The 16,638-nt window shown below is 50.0% G+C and carries 17 protein-coding genes and 1 rRNA gene; 14 read left to right on the top strand and 4 right to left on the bottom strand.

Going from position 1 to position 16,638, the window contains the following annotated elements; all coding sequences use genetic code 11:
• Window positions 1-10 precede the first annotated feature (10 nt).
• The 3 genes from uvrA to EDM55_RS28465 all read left to right on the top strand — a co-directional run bounded on the left by uvrA (window position 11) and on the right by EDM55_RS28465 (window position 4,014).
• Window positions 11-2,878, top strand: a complete 2,868-nt coding sequence (gene uvrA, locus EDM55_RS28475; protein ID WP_122961987.1) for an excinuclease ABC subunit UvrA — start codon at window positions 11-13, stop codon at window positions 2,876-2,878.
• 103 nt (window positions 2,879-2,981) lie between these two features.
• A complete protein-coding gene (locus EDM55_RS28470; protein WP_092275614.1) occupies window positions 2,982-3,611 on the top strand; it encodes an HD domain-containing protein in 630 nt (209 codons plus the stop codon).
• Between the two features lie 40 nt (window positions 3,612-3,651).
• Window positions 3,652-4,014 (top strand): phage holin family protein, encoded by a 363-nt coding sequence (locus EDM55_RS28465; RefSeq protein ID WP_092275618.1) that lies wholly within the window; start codon window positions 3,652-3,654, stop codon window positions 4,012-4,014.
• 235 nt (window positions 4,015-4,249) lie between these two features.
• Here EDM55_RS28465 and EDM55_RS28460 read toward each other — a convergent pair whose 3' ends face one another.
• The 4 genes from EDM55_RS28460 to EDM55_RS28445 form a co-directional block, all read right to left on the bottom strand.
• Window positions 4,250-4,840, bottom strand: coding sequence for an accessory gene regulator ArgB-like protein (locus tag EDM55_RS28460; protein ID WP_259676114.1), 591 nt, complete (start codon window positions 4,838-4,840; stop codon window positions 4,250-4,252).
• A gap of 37 nt (window positions 4,841-4,877) precedes the next feature.
• Window positions 4,878-5,318 (bottom strand): sensor histidine kinase, encoded by a 441-nt coding sequence (locus EDM55_RS28455; protein WP_259676113.1) that lies wholly within the window; start codon window positions 5,316-5,318, stop codon window positions 4,878-4,880.
• A gap of 46 nt (window positions 5,319-5,364) precedes the next feature.
• A complete protein-coding gene (locus EDM55_RS28450; RefSeq protein ID WP_122961985.1) occupies window positions 5,365-6,594 on the bottom strand; it encodes an IS110 family RNA-guided transposase in 1,230 nt (409 codons plus the stop codon).
• Window positions 6,595-6,816: 222 nt separating this feature from the next.
• Window positions 6,817-7,767 (bottom strand): Spo0B domain-containing protein, encoded by a 951-nt coding sequence (locus EDM55_RS28445; RefSeq protein ID WP_122961984.1) that lies wholly within the window; start codon window positions 7,765-7,767, stop codon window positions 6,817-6,819.
• A gap of 237 nt (window positions 7,768-8,004) precedes the next feature.
• Between EDM55_RS28445 and hprK the strand changes: the two genes are divergently transcribed.
• The 11 genes from hprK to EDM55_RS28390 all read left to right on the top strand — a co-directional run.
• Entirely contained in the window at window positions 8,005-8,934 is a 930-nt protein-coding gene (gene hprK, locus EDM55_RS28440) for an HPr(Ser) kinase/phosphatase (RefSeq protein WP_092275627.1), read from the top strand.
• 21 nt (window positions 8,935-8,955) lie between these two features.
• The gene (locus EDM55_RS28435; protein WP_122961983.1) at window positions 8,956-9,462 is read left to right on the top strand and encodes an acyltransferase; all 507 of its coding nucleotides are present in this window, start codon (window positions 8,956-8,958) and stop codon (window positions 9,460-9,462) included.
• A gap of 206 nt (window positions 9,463-9,668) precedes the next feature.
• The gene (locus EDM55_RS28430; RefSeq protein ID WP_122961982.1) at window positions 9,669-10,844 is read left to right on the top strand and encodes an ATP phosphoribosyltransferase regulatory subunit; all 1,176 of its coding nucleotides are present in this window, start codon (window positions 9,669-9,671) and stop codon (window positions 10,842-10,844) included.
• Between the two features lie 3 nt (window positions 10,845-10,847).
• Window positions 10,848-11,495 (top strand): ATP phosphoribosyltransferase, encoded by a 648-nt coding sequence (gene hisG, locus EDM55_RS28425; protein ID WP_122961981.1) that lies wholly within the window; start codon window positions 10,848-10,850, stop codon window positions 11,493-11,495.
• A gap of 25 nt (window positions 11,496-11,520) precedes the next feature.
• Window positions 11,521-12,819, top strand: a complete 1,299-nt coding sequence (hisD, locus tag EDM55_RS28420; protein WP_122961980.1) for a histidinol dehydrogenase — start codon at window positions 11,521-11,523, stop codon at window positions 12,817-12,819.
• The gene (hisB, locus tag EDM55_RS28415) at window positions 12,816-13,415 is read left to right on the top strand and encodes an imidazoleglycerol-phosphate dehydratase HisB (protein WP_122921927.1); all 600 of its coding nucleotides are present in this window, start codon (window positions 12,816-12,818) and stop codon (window positions 13,413-13,415) included. The genes hisD and hisB overlap by 4 nt, the downstream gene beginning before the upstream one ends.
• Before the next feature lie 2 nt (window positions 13,416-13,417).
• Entirely contained in the window at window positions 13,418-14,035 is a 618-nt protein-coding gene (hisH, locus tag EDM55_RS28410; protein WP_092275645.1) for an imidazole glycerol phosphate synthase subunit HisH, read from the top strand.
• The gene (hisA, locus tag EDM55_RS28405; protein WP_092275648.1) at window positions 14,032-14,769 is read left to right on the top strand and encodes a 1-(5-phosphoribosyl)-5-[(5-phosphoribosylamino)methylideneamino]imidazole-4-carboxamide isomerase; all 738 of its coding nucleotides are present in this window, start codon (window positions 14,032-14,034) and stop codon (window positions 14,767-14,769) included. Before hisH ends, hisA begins: the two co-directional genes overlap by 4 nt.
• Window positions 14,770-14,771: 2 nt before the next feature.
• Complete coding sequence (gene hisF / locus EDM55_RS28400) at window positions 14,772-15,530, top strand: imidazole glycerol phosphate synthase subunit HisF (RefSeq protein WP_092275651.1); 759 nt, start codon at window positions 14,772-14,774, stop codon at window positions 15,528-15,530.
• Window positions 15,527-16,171: a bifunctional phosphoribosyl-AMP cyclohydrolase/phosphoribosyl-ATP diphosphatase HisIE gene (gene hisIE / locus EDM55_RS28395; RefSeq protein WP_122961979.1), complete on the top strand. Its 645-nt coding sequence runs from the start codon at window positions 15,527-15,529 to the stop codon at window positions 16,169-16,171. The genes hisF and hisIE overlap by 4 nt, the downstream gene beginning before the upstream one ends.
• Window positions 16,172-16,506: 335 nt before the next feature.
• Window positions 16,507-16,638: ribosomal RNA gene (locus EDM55_RS28390) — 16S ribosomal RNA — on the top strand; the annotation flags it as partial.

Here is a 16,638-nt window from a genome sequence, read left to right as displayed (position 1 = left end):
GATTTTTTTCATGCCATTGGAACATATTGTGGTAAAGGGTGCACGTGCCCATAACCTGAAAAATATTGATGTGGTGATCCCGAGGGATAAATTCGTTGTATTGACGGGTTTGTCCGGCTCGGGGAAGTCTTCTCTTGCCTTTGATACGATTTATGCGGAGGGTCAACGCCGCTACGTGGAGTCCCTCTCTGCCTATGCCCGTCAATTTCTCGGGCAGATGGACAAGCCGGATGTCGACTCGATCGAGGGTCTCTCGCCAGCGATTTCCATCGACCAGAAAACGACCAGCCGCAACCCGCGTTCCACAGTAGGAACGGTTACGGAGATTTACGACTACCTGCGTCTTCTGTATGCCCGTGTGGGGAGAGCTGTCTGTCCGGATCACGGTATCGAGATTCAGTCCCAAACCGTCGAGCAGATGGTGGATCGCGTGATGGAATATCCGGAGCGTACGCGCATGCAAATCCTGGCCCCTATGGTGCAAGGGAGAAAAGGCGAGCACGTAAAGCTTCTGGAAGACATCCGCAAGCAAGGTTTTGTTCGCGTGCGCGTAAATGGAGAGATTCGCGATCTTTCGGAAGATATTAAGCTGGAAAAAAATAAAAAACACAACATCGAAGTAGTAGTGGATAGGATCGTCGTCAAACCTGATGTGCAGTCCCGGCTGGCGGACTCGCTGGAAACGGCATTGCGCCTGGCGGATGGCAAAGTCATCGTCGACGTAATGGAGCAGGAGGAACTGCTTTTCAGTGAAAAGCACGCTTGCCCGGTCTGCGGTTTTTCCATCGGGGATCTCGAGCCGCGCATCTTCTCGTTTAACAGTCCGTTCGGCGCATGCTCGGAGTGTGACGGTTTGGGTGTGAAGCTGGAGGTGGACCCGGACATGGTCGTTCCAGATGCGACCAAGACCCTGCATGACGGCGCGATCGGGGCGTGGGAGCCGAAGTCCTCCACGTACTATCAGCAATTGCTGGAGTCGGCTTGCCGTCACTTCGGCATTCGCATGGACCTGCCCTATGAAGAGCTGCCAGCTGAGCAGAGACAGATTTTGATGTACGGCAGTATGGGAGAAAAGATTGAATTCCGCTATGAAAACGAATTTGGTCAAGTGCGTGAAGCAGTCGTACCTTATGAAGGGGTCATCCCCAATCTGCAGCGCCGCCATCTGGAAACCAGCTCGGATTACATCCGCGAGCAAATTGAAGGCTTTATGAGCCAAAAGCCATGTCCAGTCTGCAAAGGACAGCGTTTGCGCCAGGAAAGCCTCGCGGTAAAAGTCGGGGAACGGAGCATTTCGGAGCTGACGACTCTGTCGATCATGGATGCCCATCAATTTGTGGATGGCCTGGAGTTGAGCGAAAGAGAAACGAAGATTGCCAACCTGATCGTGAAAGAGATCAAGGCGCGTCTCAACTTCCTGATCGATGTCGGTCTGGATTATTTGACCTTAAGTCGGGCAGCCGGAACCCTTTCAGGTGGGGAAGCGCAGCGGATTCGTTTGGCGACGCAGATTGGCTCCAGTTTAATGGGAGTTCTCTATATTTTGGACGAACCGAGTATTGGCTTGCACCAGCGGGATAATGCGCGACTGATCAAAACGCTGGAGCATATGACCAAGCTGGGCAATACGCTGATCGTTGTGGAGCATGACGAAGATACAATGATGGCTTGTGACTACATCATCGATATCGGTCCAGGAGCGGGAATTCACGGCGGTCAGGTGATCGCGGCAGGCACTCCCGATGAAGTGATGAAGAATCCCGATTCACTTACGGGCGCTTATTTGAGCGGACGCAAGTTTATCCCGGTGCCGATGGAGCGCCGCAAGCCTTCTGACAAATGGATCAAGATCGAGGGAGCCAAAGAAAACAACCTCAAGGGTGTCAATGCGAAGATTCCGCTGGGGATGTTCGTAGCCGTAACAGGAGTCTCTGGATCTGGAAAAAGTACGCTGATCAACGAGATTTTGCAAAAGACACTGGCACGTGATCTGAACGGGGCCAAGGTCAAGCCAGGGGAGCATCGGCGCATCGCCGGACTGGAGCATCTGGACAAAGTAGTCGATATCGATCAGTCGCCGATCGGCCGTACCCCTCGTTCCAACCCGGCTACGTACACAGGTGTATTCGACGATATACGCGATCTGTTTGCTTCTACCAATGAGGCGAAGGTGCGCGGCTACAAAAAGGGCCGCTTCAGCTTCAACGTCAAAGGCGGGCGCTGCGAAGCGTGCAGCGGGGACGGGATCATCAAGATCGAGATGCACTTTTTGCCTGATGTGTACGTACCATGCGAGGTATGTCACGGTAAGCGGTATAACCGGGAAACACTCGATGTGAAATACAAAGGCAAGAGCATCGCTGACGTGCTGGAAATGACGATTGAGGATGCTGTGGAGTTTTTCCGCAATCTGCCGAAAATCGAGCGCAAGCTGCAAACCATCGTGGATGTAGGCTTGGGGTACATGAAGCTGGGGCAGCCGGCGACTACCCTATCCGGTGGGGAGGCACAGCGCGTCAAGCTGGCTTCTGAGCTCTATCGCCGCAGCACAGGACGCACGATGTACATTCTCGATGAGCCGACGACAGGTTTGCATACGGATGATATTGACCGGCTGTTGAAGGTCCTGCAGCGACTCGTGGAGAACGGGGATACGGTGCTCGTGATTGAACACAATCTCGATGTCATCAAAACGGTCGATTATATCATTGACCTGGGACCAGAGGGCGGTACCCGTGGTGGAGAAATCGTCGGTACGGGTACACCTGAAGAGGTATCCGAGCTTGCAGGCTCGTACACCGGAAAGTATCTGCGACCGATCCTCGAGAGAGACCGTTCCCGAACAGCGGCAAGAATGGAACAATTGGTCTCCAAATAAAATAATAAGAAGAGAAAGAGGGGCGAACTCGAGTGACTGGGACCGCCCCTTTTTCTGTCAGGGAATGATGAGCTTCTCTGGGCTTCGCGGAAGGGAGCAGCAAATGGATTATCGCAAGGCTTGTTTGGATCGTTTGCCACAAGGATTAGTCGAAGCAGCACGAAGTCACTTTGACGGACAGGACCCTGCTCACGACTGGCAGCACAATCTTCGGGTAATGGCGATGTGTGAGCGCATCGGAAGAGAAGAAGGCGCGGATCTGATGATTCTCGGCTTGGGGGCGCTCCTGCACGACGTCGGACGGGCGGAGGAGCGACGGACAGGGGAGTGTCATGCGCAAATCAGTGCCCGGTCAGCAGAAGTCCTTTTGCGTGAAGAAGGGCTCTCTGACAGCATTATCACGCGTGTGCAGGCTGTCATTCTCGCGCATCGCTTTCGCAAGGACCGTCCACCTGTTACGATTGAAGAGAAGGTCTTGTTTGACGCAGACAAGCTCGATTCCATCGGGGCCATTGGAGTAGCGCGTGCTTTTGCCTACTCAGGCGTATTGGGTCAAGTGATTCAATCGGACCAAGAGGAACAGCATACCCCTTTAAAAGAGTATGAGTGGAAGCTTCAGCGCATCAAAGACAGGCTGTTTACGCAAACGGCACGGGATATCGCCTTGGAGAGGCACCGATTTATGACGATGTTTTTTGAACAGTGGAAAGAAGAAGTGCAAGGCAACCGATAATACAAACAGAACAAAATTTGACGGGGAAGGGGAGCTGAGCATGTTTCGTTGGGTTATCAAGCTGCTTTTGAACGGAGGCGCCCTGCTTTTGATTGGCAACTGGTTTCAATCCATCCAAATTAACAGCTACGGGGTTGCAGTCTTGGCTGCATTGATTTTGGGTATCGTCAACTCGATTATTCGCCCGATCCTGACTTTTTTCACCATGCCACTCACGATCTTGACACTGGGTCTTTTCTGGTTTGTGATCAATGCGTTGACGTTTTCGTTGACGGCTTACTTCATCAATGGTTTCGAAGTAGGGCCATGGCCTGACAATATCGGTATTGTCATCATTGCGGCTGCACTCATGAGTGTGTTTGGGTGGCTGATTGATTGGGTAGTCAGCAAAACGAAGAAGTAGCTGGCGGAAACAAACAAAAAACCCGTGTCTCTCGCGTAGAGTGGACACGGGTTATCTTATGTAACCAGCTGCCGTAACTATTTGTCGTTAGCTTGGGTGTTCTCTTCTCGTAGATGAGGCGGAATAGGCTCGTAGAGAACCCCAACCTTTAGCACACCAATCAAGTTTAATGATGATAATAGAGCAAAAAAACTACCAAGAATCACCTGAAATTTTTTCACTGACAATCACCCTCTCAAATTGTTTTTTCCAAACGTGCAAGTAGTCGGAATGAACTCGGCATGAGAAGAACAGATTGCAAGAGAATCGCAAATGTGTAGGTCATGGAGAGCTGATAGGTATATCCTACCAAAATGATCGAAATTGTGCAACCTATTAGAATCATTATTAGGATCATAAGTCTATTTCTTCGCTGGATGGCAGGTTTATCTGGTGCATAGGTATGGGCAGCAGGTGCGTGTCGATAGTTGACCCCGAACGAAAGCCCCGAGACGGCAAGAATAAACAACTGGGCGTACGGTGCTGACAAGAGGGGGAAATGCTTAATAAGGAAGCCTCCTGCCAGCATGAGCACCAGCGTGGCAAGAAGGCAGGTCCATGGGCTGCGCAAATGCACACCGCCTGTGATCGTTCGGAAAAAGTAAAAGAAAGCAAAGAAAAAAATAACCTCTTTGAATAGATTGAGAAAAAAGGAGCCCAAGCATATGGCAACTAGACCGACGAGATTGAAAAGGAAAATTTCAATACCATGAGCAAGCGTGCCAACGGAATAGGGCATTTCCTCTGTTTTTAAACGCTGTGCGAGACGCATCGATACTTTTTCCATCCCTGTCATGCTTTGGCCTCCCTATATATCTCATCAACTATCGAGCTAGAAAGGAAATTCGAAAACGGGTGACGCCATCCTCTGAGCGCACATGGATTTTGCCGCCGTAACGATCGGTAACAGTTTTGACGATAACGAGGCCGAGTCCGCCATCCCCGTCTTTTTTGGTGGAATAGCCTGATTGGAAGATAGCAGAAAGCTTGTCCTTGGGAATGGTAGGCCCGCTATTTTCAATCATCAGGTATTGCTCATTTTCTGAGTGGCCCCATTCTACACGGATAAAACGATTCTCCTCCAATTCGTAAGAGGTTGCTCGAATGGCGTTATCAAAGAGATTTCCCAATACCTTGATGAGGTCGTACGTCTTGATTTGCGAGAATTGATTCACTGTTGTGATGTTCATCGAAAGAGAGATGCGTTCGGCGTAACATACCTCCATTTTTATACGAAAATGAATATCCGGAAATTGGCACAGCAAAAAAGCTCTCCTATTTCGAGAGAAAAATCGAATCGCTAGGCATTTTTTAAGCAGTTTCGATTTGAAGACTCACGCTATAACCTAAATTTTTGATGCGTTGAACCCAGTAGTCCACACTCTTTTCTTTCTGCGGAAGGTAATCCCAACCCAACTCACTGTAAGGTTCGTTACGGAGTAGCATTTGATAAATGATCCTTAAAAGTAAATGGGATACAGCCATGTTGGCTTTCTTAGGGCCTCGTCGTTTGACTAAGCGATGGTAAAAGGAAGAGAGTCGCGAGCCTTTTGCTTTTGCTGCGGCCCACGCTGCTTGGCAAAGAATGGACTTCAGTCCCTTGTTCCCACTTCGTGTGCGGGTACTTTTCTTTTTGCCCGCACTTTCGTTATTTCCAGGACTCACTCCTGCCCATGAAGCTAAATGCCCTTCCGAAGGAAACATTGACATATCGCAACCGATTTCAGCAAGGATGCCCGCCGCTGCATCTTTTTGAATGCCGGGAATGGTTACTAATAGATCGACAGCCTCTTGGTAGGGAGAAAGAAGTTGTGCGATATCTGACTCTAATACTTCGATTTCTTTCTCCAAGTATGCGAGGTGATTGAGATGTTTTTGTATCATCTTGCGATGATGGAGTCGTATACGACCATTCAGTGCTTCGATCAATTGGGGGACTTTCTTTTTTAAACTAGTCTTTACCATTTGTTCAACTTGCTGAGGATCAAGTACTTCTCCGTTGACGAGGGAGTCGAGCAGGGCTCGTCCAGATATACCAAAAACATCGGAAACGTACGTAGTTAGCTTAATATTCGCATCCTGAAGGATGCGATGAACCCGATTTTTCTCTGCGGTGGCGTCGCCCAACAATTTACGTCGATACCGAGTAAGATCTCGTAGATCCCGAATGTCTTCTGGTGGAACGAAGCTAGCTTCTATTAATCCACAACGAAGTAACTGGGCAATCCAAACGGCATCCTTCATGTCTGTCTTACGACCGGGAACGTTTTTGATGCGCTGAGGATTGGCAAGCCAAAGATGAAAAGAACCCTCGAGGATATTCCATATCGGCTTCCAGTAGACTCCTGTACTTTCCATAGCGACATCCGAGCAGTTGTATTCTGTCAGCCAGTCTTGCAGTTGAAGAAGTTCCTTTGTTGTTGTACCGAATGTCCGAATTTCCTTTTTGGCCCTTTTATCCAACGGTCCATACATCATACAAGCTACAATGGTTTCCTGATGTACGTCCAATCCGGCACAACGTTCCAAAATGGCATCCATGGTAAGTCCCTTCTTTACTAAAGTATACGTAAGTCATGCACTTTAAGCGGTGTAGTTTTATACACGTGCTCAATGGCAACATTCGGCGGTGCTCGAAGTGCAATAGGTTCAGATTAGACTTCGGGGTTGAAAAACCACCAAAAAACTTTCGACCTAAGACCTACGTATCCTTAGTTTACGGCTGCCTGAATTCATTTTAATCAATGGTTGTGATCGATCAGATCATGGGTGATTAGACTGCAATAGGGAAGAGACCGCCGGATTCTTGATGTTCTCCAATGCTTGCGAGCTTGTATCCATTTTCTTTTCGCCAGACACAGTTTCTTGTAGCAGCTGTTCTACATACTCTTTCGCCAAATCCACGTATCCCTTCTTAAGAAAGCCATTAATAGCCGTGTAATGGTTTAAACAATCATGCTTGATGGACCGAATGGCTGTCATCAAATCATGGATACTGCTTAAATAGGGGGTGCCCGTTTCTTCTTCTACACGATTGATCGTTAGGTTCAGATAAATGCGGAACAAGATTACGATGATAATAAAAAGGGCCAAAATCAAGATTTGGATGATCATTTGGGACTTGAGCGAATACATGATCATAGAGCTAGTATTGTTATCACGCAAAATAAAGGACGTGTTCAAAAACAGAATCAAAAGAAATTCAATACTGCCGACTAGGACTAGCAAAAAGAGATAACGATTGTATCGATTTTGCGGCAATAAACGTGTAATGTCGAATTTGGAGATCCGCAAACAAAGGGCTAGCAGAGCGAAATTTCCTAGATAGAACGATCGGATTGTGATCGTTTGTATCGTTGTCGAGAGCATTTGTTCAAAATAGATTTGCTGACTGTTGTAAATCATAATGACCAACGATTCTGACAGGATCATAGCGCAAATAGCAGCCATACCCATAAACACTGATTTCAATATGTTGTAACGATAAAGAAACAAGAAAAAAAGAACGTAAACCAAATACATGAGCAATACCTTTGGTTGATAAGAAACCTCTAGATAAGAGAGAAGTTCCCCTGGAATCGAAACGATGATGGCAAACGACAAAGCTGCTTTCCATTTTTCAAAGACCGAGTGATTGAATAATGCCAAAGCGATCGTGAGCAGCAAGAAGGCTTCTGGTATGTCTACAAGTATAAATCGAAGTATGAAATCCAAAGTTTTGCCTCCCCTCAGTCCGAAATTCGGAGCGCGAATGATGTCAAATTAACTGTAACCTATGTAGTGCCTGCTACCAATACATTTTCTATCTTAAAAAATAACGAGAAAAATGTAAATGATACGACAATTTATGCCGATAAGAGGGCGGGGGTCAAAGGTTGTCGCGGCTAGGGAGCTTTCGTTACAATAGAAGCAAACAAACGGGACGGAAAATCCCAAGCTAGGGGGAATCTCATGAGAAAGACAAATGTTAGCCATCTCGCTGAACATTTCAATATGGCTGTATTAAGCGGCGAGGAAGGCTTGGGAAGAGAAATTACCGTAACCGACCTGAGCAGACCCGGCTTGCAGCTCGCAGGCTACTATTCTTACTACGCAGATGAGCGAATTCAACTCTTTGGTTTGACAGAGATCAACTTCTTTCAAACGTTAAATCGCGAGAAACGATTAGAGAGAATGACCTTTCTCATGCAAGGAAAGACGCCATGCTTTTGCGTGACGCGCAATCAACCGGTACCGGAGGAAATGATAGAGGTTTCAAATACATATGGTGTACCCGTCCTCCAGTCTCCGCTAGCTACCACTACACTCGTGGGGAAAATGACGAACTTCCTGGAGAACCGTCTGGCTCCGACTACGACGATCCACGGCGTTCTGACAGACATTTACGGTGTCGGAGTGCTGATTATGGGATCCAGTGGTATCGGGAAAAGTGAAGCGGCTTTGGAGCTGGTCAAGCGTGGACATCGCTTGGTCGCTGATGACGCGGTAGAGATCAGACAGACACAGGCAGGTCAATTAAGCGGGAGCGCGCCTGAACTGATCCAGCATCTGCTCGAAATCCGTGGAGTAGGCATTATTAACGTCATGACCATGTTCGGGGCAGGTGCGGTGCGCAATGTGAAGAACATCGAGATGGTCGTACAGCTCGAGCTTTGGGAGCCTCAAAAAATGTATGAGCGACTGGGATTAGATGAGGAAACACTGAAGATCATGGATACGGATATTCCGATTATTACGGTACCTGTTCGTCCTGGCCGAAATTTGGCGGTCATCATCGAGGTGGCGGCGATGAATTTCCGTTTGAAACGGATGGGGTATAATGCGGCGGTTCACTTCTCGCGTAAACAGTCGGATGCCATCCTGGAAGATTCCGATTTGTAGAGGGATGAAGGAGAGCAGCTCATGAGAAAGACGACACGTTATCCCGTTCATGGCGCCAATCCGTTGTGGCAGCTGTATCGGACGGTGAGCTTTTGGAAAGTCATGAAAAACTTTATCGTGATCCAGTTGGCGAGGTATATCCCTTTTTTATCATGGAAGAATTGGCTGTACCGCACCTTTCTGCGGATGGAGGTCGGCCCGCAAAGTGCTGTGGCCTTGATGGTCATGATGGACATCATGTTCCCCGAGCTGATCAAAATCGGCCGTAACTGCGTGATCGGGTACAATACGACGATTCTCGCCCATGAATATTTGGTGGAAGAGTACCGACTGGGTGAGGTTCGCATTGAGGACGGCGTTTTGGTTGGAGCCAATTCGACGATCCTGCCAGGGGTGACGATCGGCAAAGGAGCGATTGTAGCAGCTGGGACCGTTGTACATAAGGATGTGCCGCCGGGAGCTTTTGTCGGAGGAAATCCCATGCAGGTGATCCGGAATGGAAATGCGAATGGCGATGAACAGGAGTAGGAATAAAGCGAAATAAGAATGATAAAGGGAGGTGACTGTGTTGTAGGCAGAGCCTCCCTTTATTTGGTCATTTATCATTTGTGTATAATTTTCCAACTATTCTTATCTATGTTGACCATGTGGGCGGAACGTGGTACTCTTCTTCATAACACTTTAACTTACTACCATATTAGCAGAGTAAAGCGTAATCAATGGAGGGAAGTACGATGGCAAAGCCGTTGGGATTTGAAAAGCCGCTAGGGATGAGGGACATTTTGCCTGATTCATTGGCAAAACAACGGCATTTGGAGCGGTCGTTGCGCCAATGCATTGAACGTTGGGGATATGAAGAAATCTCCACGCCGTCCCTGGAGTATTACGACACTGTAGGAGCTGCCAGTGCGACGTTGACAGACCGAATGTTTCGCCTTTTGGATAAACAGGGACATACCGTGGTGCTGCGGCCGGATATGACGGCGCCGATCGCCCGCGTGGTTTCCTCCTTATATAAAGATGTACCGTTGCCGCTCCGCCTGTTTTATCAGGCAAATGTCTTCCGCGCACAGGAAAAGGAAGCGGGACGGAATGCGGAATTTTTTCAGACTGGGATCGAATTGATCGGGGATGCTTCTGTGGATGCGGATGCCGAAGCGATTGCTCTTGCGGTATTTTGTTTGCGAGCTGTTGGCGTGGAGACTTTCCGTATTGCGATTGGACATGTGGACTTCGTCGATGGCCTGCTGGAGGAATGGTTCGAGGATGAATCGATCCGCAACCAGTTCCGTCAATACCTGGTGGAGCGTGACTTCGTTGGATTTCGTCAGCTGCTTTCTACACTCGATATTGATCCTGCAGCTAAGGAGCGGCTGGAAGCTCTGCTGAGACTTCGCGGAGGCAAAGGGAAAATCGACGAGGCACGCTCGCTCACGGAAAACGGCAAAGCGAGACGTGCGGTGGAGACGATCGCATCTTTGTGGGAAGCGTTGGAGGCTTATGGGGTAACTGATGACTTACTGCTGGATTTCAACCTGATCATCAACTTGAATTATTACACGGGCGTTGTTTTCGAAGGGTATGCAGCTGACCTTGGCTCTCCGCTCTTGGGGGGAGGACGGTACGATCATCTGCTGGCGCAGTTTGGGCGCCCGGCGCACGCAACAGGCTTTGCGATTAAGATGGACCGGCTGCTGTTGGTAACACCTGTCATGGATGGTCCGCCTGCTACACGCATTCTTTTGTGCTATACAGAGGACCAGCGGACAGAGGCTTTGGCTGAGGCGCAATTACTTCGGGAAGACGGACTCGTCGTTGTGACAAGACTCGTGAAAAATCAGGCAGAGGCTGCGACATTCCAGGGAGAAGCGTACAGCAAGGTCATTTGCTTGACGAAACAGGAGGAATAGGAAATGAGTTTTTCCGATATCTCACAAAAATTGACGATCGCCATGCCAAAGGGGCGAATCTTTGAGGAAGCTGTCCACTTTTTGCAGCAGGCTGGCTTGCAGGTGACGGCAGAGCTTCAAGATTCTCGCAAGCTGGTGATACCTGTTGAAAATGCACGGCTGGAATTCATCCTGGCAAAACCTACGGATGTACCTACCTATGTCGAATACGGGGTGGCTGATGTTGGTGTGGTAGGGAAGGACGTACTGTTGGAAGAAGAACGGGATGTGTACGAGCTGCTCGACCTGCAGATCGGCTACTGTCGGATGATGGTAGCGGGCATGCCAGACTGGAAGCCGACCGACGCACCACGTGTAGCGACGAAATATCCGAAGATCGCCTCTCGTTATTTCCGCGAGCAGGGTCAGCAGGTGGAGGTTATCAAGCTGAATGGTTCCGTGGAGCTAGCGCCGATGATTGGGCTGGCGGACCGGATCGTCGATATCGTTTCGACAGGACGTACGTTAAAAGAAAACGGGCTCGTGGAGCTTGAGCATATTTGCGAGATCACGACGAGGTTGATTGCCAATCGGGCAAGCTACCGGATGAAGAGTGAAGCGGTGGATGATATTGCGAGCAAGTTCTTGGAAGTCATTCCGAAAAGATCGTAGAGAGAATGGGAGAGGTGAAATAACGATGCGCATTCTGTCAGCAAGCCAATTTGATGGGAAACGCTCCGTAGATTCAGGTACCAAAGAGCAGCAGGAAGCAGTCAAAGCCATTCTTTCGGATGTGCGCCAGCGTGGAGATGAGGCCCTGCGTGATTATACCGAGCGCTTTGATCGTGTGCGCTTGGAGCAATTTCGAGTAAGCGAGGAGGAGTTTGCCGAAGCAGCTTCGCAAGTCTCCCCAGAGGTACGAGCTGCTCTGGAAGAAGCGGCGGAGAACATCAGGGATTTTCATCAAAGACAAGTGCGTCAATCGTGGTTCTCCACCAAGGAAAGCGGGACGTTGCTCGGGCAGATTATCCGTCCTTTGAAGCGTGCAGGTCTGTACGTGCCAGGGGGAACGGCTGCTTACCCGTCCAGTGTCCTGATGAATGCGATTCCGGCAAAAATTGCGGGAGTACCGGAAGTCGTGATTACGACACCACCTGGACGTGATGGCAAGATCAATCCAGCGATCCTCGTAGCTGCACAGATCGCCGGAGTAAAAGAGATTTATAAAGTGGGCGGCGCACAAGCAATTGCGGCTCTTACTTACGGAACCGAGCAAATCAAAGCAGTGGATAAGATTGTCGGTCCAGGAAACATTTTCGTGGCATTGGCGAAGCGGGAAGTGTTCGGACTGGTGAGCATCGATATGGTAGCGGGACCGAGCGAGATCGCTGTACTGGCTGATGAGACCGCCAACCCGCGTTACATAGCGGCTGACTTACTTTCGCAGGCAGAGCACGATCCGATGTCCGCAGCGATTCTCGTCACCACCTCCCAGGCAGTAGCGGAGTCCGTGGCACAGGAAGTGGAAAGACAGCTGGCAGAGCTGCCGCGCAAAGAGATTGCCGAAGCGGCGAATCGAGATTTCGGCGCGATTTTGGTCGTCAATGATCTGGAAGAAGGCTTTGCGGCAATCAACCGCATTGCTCCTGAGCATTTGGAAATCATGATTGCAGAGCCATTTGAGCATCTGGGGAAAGTGGAAAACGCAGGGGCGATCTTCCTCGGGCCTTACAGCTCGGAGCCGGTGGGCGATTACTTCGCAGGAACGAACCACGTCATTCCGACTAATGGGACTGCTCGTTTCTCGTCTCCATTATCGGTGGATGACTTCATTAAAAAATCGAGTGTGGTTTCTTACAGCAAGCAAGACTTGCGTGAGAATGGACATAAAATTGTGGCGCTGGCGGAGCAGGAAGGTTTGGCGGCACACGGAAGAGCGATTACCGAACGGCTACGTGATTTTGATCGTGAAGAGCAGGAGCGTGACAGCAAATGAGTGAAATGCAGAAGCGAGCAGCACAGATCGAACGCAACACCAATGAGACGCAAATCGCCCTTTCCTTCGGGGTAGACGGTGCGGGAGAGAGCAAGCAGGATTCTGGCGTGCCTTTCCTCGATCATATGCTGGATCTGTTTACCAAGCACGGACATTTCGACCTGACCGTCAAAGCAAAAGGCGACATTGAAATCGACTATCACCATACGGTAGAAGACATCGGTATTTGTCTAGGTCATTCCTTGCGGGAAGCGTTGGGTGACAAAAAAGGCATCAAGCGTTACGGGAACGCATTTGTACCAATGGATGATGCACTGGCTCAGGTCGTCATCGACATCAGCAACCGACCGCATCTGGAGTATCGGGCGACCTATCCGACAAACGTAGTCGGGCAATTCCCTACGGAGCTGGTACACGAGTTTTTGTGGAAATTTGCTTTGGAGGCCAGAATCAATCTTCACGTCATCCTGCACTACGGGCACAATACCCACCACATGATAGAAGCGATCTTCAAAGCACTTGGCCGCGCGCTGGATGAAGCGACGACGATTGACCCACGCGTAAAAGGGGTTCCGTCTACCAAAGGGGTTTTGTAAACATGATCGGCATCATCGACTATGGCATGGGCAATCTGTATAGCTTGAGCAAAGCTTTGGAACGACTTGGTTACTCGTATGATTTCGTCTCTCAAGGAGAGCGTTTGAACGATTACAGCGGATTGATCATCCCGGGGGTCGGGGCGTTTGGCGATGCGATCGCGAACATTCGCGAGCTGGGGCTGGAGCAGCCGATTCACGACTACGCTGCAACAGGGCGTCCGATCCTGGGCATCTGCCTCGGGATGCAGCTCTTGTTTGGGAAAAGCACGGAGCACGGCGAGCATATCGGCCTTGGGCTGCTTAGCGGGGAAGCGATCCGCTTTGTCGGGGACTACAAGATCCCGCATATGGGCTGGAATCAGCTGCAGCTCACACAGGATCACTGGCTTTTGGAAGGTGTAAAGACGGGCGAATACGTCTATTTTGTGCACTCCTATCACGTGCGGGTGGGGCATCCGGAAGAGCTGCTGGCGACGAGTGACTACTATCAGGATGTCACTGCGATTGTAGGGAGAGGCAACGTGTACGGCATGCAGTTCCATCCGGAGAAGAGCGGGGAGACGGGAATGCAGCTGCTGCGCAACTTTGCCGTACAGTGTGAGGGGGTATTGGCGTGAGTTTCATCATTTATCCGGCGATTGATATTCGCGGAGGAAAATGCGTCCGATTGTTTCAGGGTGACTACGCACAGGAGACGGTCTACGCGGATTCCCCGCTGGAAATGGCAAAACGGTGGGTAGAGCAAGGGGCTTCCTGGGTACATCTGGTCGATCTGGATGGTGCAAAAGAGGGCAAGCCAGCAAACGCAGAGATCATTAAGGAAATAGCGCGTACGATTTCGGTTCCGGTTCAGGTAGGCGGTGGGATTCGCACGGAGCAGCAGATTGCTGATTATTTGGAAGCGGGTGTAGCCAGAGTCATCGTAGGGACTGCTGCGATTGAAGACGAGCCGTTTACCGAGCGCATTTTGCAAGCCTATGGGGACAAGATCGCGATTGGTCTGGATTGCCGCAATGGCATGGTTGCCACGCGTGGCTGGCTGAATACGACGGATGTATCTGCGATCGATTTGGCAAAACGTTTGGTATCGTACGGAGCGGAGACGTTCATTTATACAGACATTGCACGTGATGGCACACTGACAGGTCCAAATGTCGAGGAAATCGCGGGGCTAGCTGTTGCGACAGGCAAGTCTGTGATCGCTTCCGGTGGGGTAAGTAACCTCGAGGATCTGCTGACGCTCTCGACGCATGAGAAGGATGGCGTTTCTGGCGCTATCGTGGGAAAAGCGCTGTACACAGACGCATTCACCTTGGATGAAGCGCTGAATCGCATGAGGGAGAGTGTGTAACCATGTTGGCGAAACGAATCATTCCCTGCCTGGATGTGAAGGATGGCCGGGTGGTAAAAGGCGTTCAGTTTGTCGGTCTGCGTGATGCTGGGGATCCGGTAGAGCTTGCTAAAAAGTACAGTGAGGAGCGGGCGGATGAGCTCGTTTTTCTCGATATATCTGCTTCCCACGAAGGACGTAAAACGATGGTTGACGTCATCGAGCGTACGGCTGCCAACATCACGATTCCTTTTACAGTCGGGGGAGGCATCAATAGCGTCGAGGACATGAAGCGCATTTTGCGGGCAGGTGCGGACAAGATTTCCCTCAATACAGCGGCAGTCCTGAGTCCAGAGCTGATCGGCGAGGGGGCGACTGTATTCGGTTCGCAATGCATCGTCGTGGCGATCGATGCCCGAAACGTGGGGGGCGACCGCTGGGAAGTGTATACGCACGGTGGACGCAACGCAACCGGAAGAGACGTTGTTGCTTGGGCGCAGGAAGCGGAAGCGCTGGGAGCGGGGGAAATTTTGCTTACGAGCATGGACGACGATGGAGAGAAAAAGGGCTTTGGTATTGAATTGACGCGTCGCGTTTCGGAAGCGGTCGGTATCCCGGTGATTGCTTCTGGCGGAGCCGGTTCTCGTGAGCATTTTTACGATGTCCTGACAGAAGGAAAAGCAGATGCGGCGTTGGCTGCTTCGATTTTTCACTACGAAGAGACTTCGATCCACACAGTGAAAGAGTATCTTCAAACCAAAGGAGTTGTGGTGCGGCCATGACAGCAGAGATTGCGTGGGAACAGTTGAAATTCGATGACAATGGCCTCATTCCCGCCATTGTGCAGGATGCAGTGAGCAAGGAAGTCCTGACGCTCGCTTATATGAACAAGGAATCACTGGAAAAATCGTTGGAAACGAAAGAGACATGGTTCTGGAGCCGTTCGCGTGCAGAGCTGTGGCATAAAGGAGCGACCTCTGGAAATACGCAGCAAATTGTTTCCATGCGCTATGATTGCGATGGGGATGCGCTGGTCGTACGAGTAGTGCCAAATGGCCCGGCCTGCCACACAGGGGCGTACAGCTGCTTTGCTGGTGAGCTGGTAGAAGGTGCCGAGGAGGCATCCAGTGCGGGTGTTGACGATCGTTTTGCCATTCTTGCGGAGCTGGAAGCATTGATTGCCACCCGTGAAGCAGAGCGCCCGGAAGGCTCTTATACCACCTATTTATTTGAAAAAGGCGTGGACAAGATATTGAAAAAGGTTGGGGAAGAAGCGGCGGAGGTTATTATTGCTGCGAAAAATCGCAGCCATGAGGAATTGCGCTACGAGGCTTCTGATTTGATCTTCCACCTGCTTGTACTTCTGCGCGAGCAAAAGCTGCCGTTGGACCAAGTCTTAAGCGAGCTTCAGCGCCGGCGTTAACAATTGCATGGAAGTGCCACTCTCTGGCATAGAGAGTGGCTTTTGCATGAATAGAGTAGCGAATGCAGAGTGAATTTTAGTATTGGTAGAAAAATTCTTTTAAATTTACCCTTGATTTCAATTTCGGGATGTGATAGATTATTCCTTGTCGCCAATGAGCGATGACAAAATACGAGAAAAGCTAACAGGTTTCGATAAAAAACTTCTTGACTCGTAAACAACGAACGTGATAAGATGTAAAGCGTTCGACAAAAAATGCTCTTTGAAAACTGAACAGCGAAAGCGTTGATGAGTCTATCATTAATGATTTGCCAGCTTTGAACCAGATACAAACTTTATTGGAGAGTTTGATCCTGGCTCAGGACGAACGCTGGCGGCGTGCCTAATACATGCAAGTCGAGCGAGTCTCTTCGGAGGCTAGCGGCGGACGGGTGAGTAACACGTAGGCAACCTGCCCGTAAGACTGG

Origin of the sequence: Brevibacillus centrosporus, from assembly GCF_003710815.1 — a bacterium.
Classification (GTDB): Bacteria; Bacillota; Bacilli; order Brevibacillales; family Brevibacillaceae; genus Brevibacillus; species Brevibacillus centrosporus.
Note: the sequence above shows the minus strand (reverse complement) of the source record. Positions and strands in the feature narration are given on the sequence as shown.

Coding starts and splice junctions, on each gene's coding strand:
- uvrA (WP_122961987.1), top strand. CDS start 11: ATGCCATTGGAACATATTGTGGTAAAGGGTGCACGTGCCCATAACCTG.
- EDM55_RS28470 (WP_092275614.1), top strand. CDS start 2,982: ATGGATTATCGCAAGGCTTGTTTGGATCGTTTGCCACAAGGATTAGTC.
- EDM55_RS28465 (WP_092275618.1), top strand. CDS start 3,652: ATGTTTCGTTGGGTTATCAAGCTGCTTTTGAACGGAGGCGCCCTGCTT.
- EDM55_RS28460 (WP_259676114.1), bottom strand. CDS start 4,840: ATGGAAAAAGTATCGATGCGTCTCGCACAGCGTTTAAAAACAGAGGAA.
- EDM55_RS28450 (WP_122961985.1), bottom strand. CDS start 6,594: ATGGATGCCATTTTGGAACGTTGTGCCGGATTGGACGTACATCAGGAA.
- hprK (WP_092275627.1), top strand. CDS start 8,005: ATGAGAAAGACAAATGTTAGCCATCTCGCTGAACATTTCAATATGGCT.
- EDM55_RS28435 (WP_122961983.1), top strand. CDS start 8,956: ATGAGAAAGACGACACGTTATCCCGTTCATGGCGCCAATCCGTTGTGG.
- EDM55_RS28430 (WP_122961982.1), top strand. CDS start 9,669: ATGGCAAAGCCGTTGGGATTTGAAAAGCCGCTAGGGATGAGGGACATT.
- hisG (WP_122961981.1), top strand. CDS start 10,848: ATGAGTTTTTCCGATATCTCACAAAAATTGACGATCGCCATGCCAAAG.
- hisD (WP_122961980.1), top strand. CDS start 11,521: ATGCGCATTCTGTCAGCAAGCCAATTTGATGGGAAACGCTCCGTAGAT.
- hisB (WP_122921927.1), top strand. CDS start 12,816: ATGAGTGAAATGCAGAAGCGAGCAGCACAGATCGAACGCAACACCAAT.
- hisH (WP_092275645.1), top strand. CDS start 13,418: ATGATCGGCATCATCGACTATGGCATGGGCAATCTGTATAGCTTGAGC.
- hisF (WP_092275651.1), top strand. CDS start 14,772: ATGTTGGCGAAACGAATCATTCCCTGCCTGGATGTGAAGGATGGCCGG.
- hisIE (WP_122961979.1), top strand. CDS start 15,527: ATGACAGCAGAGATTGCGTGGGAACAGTTGAAATTCGATGACAATGGC.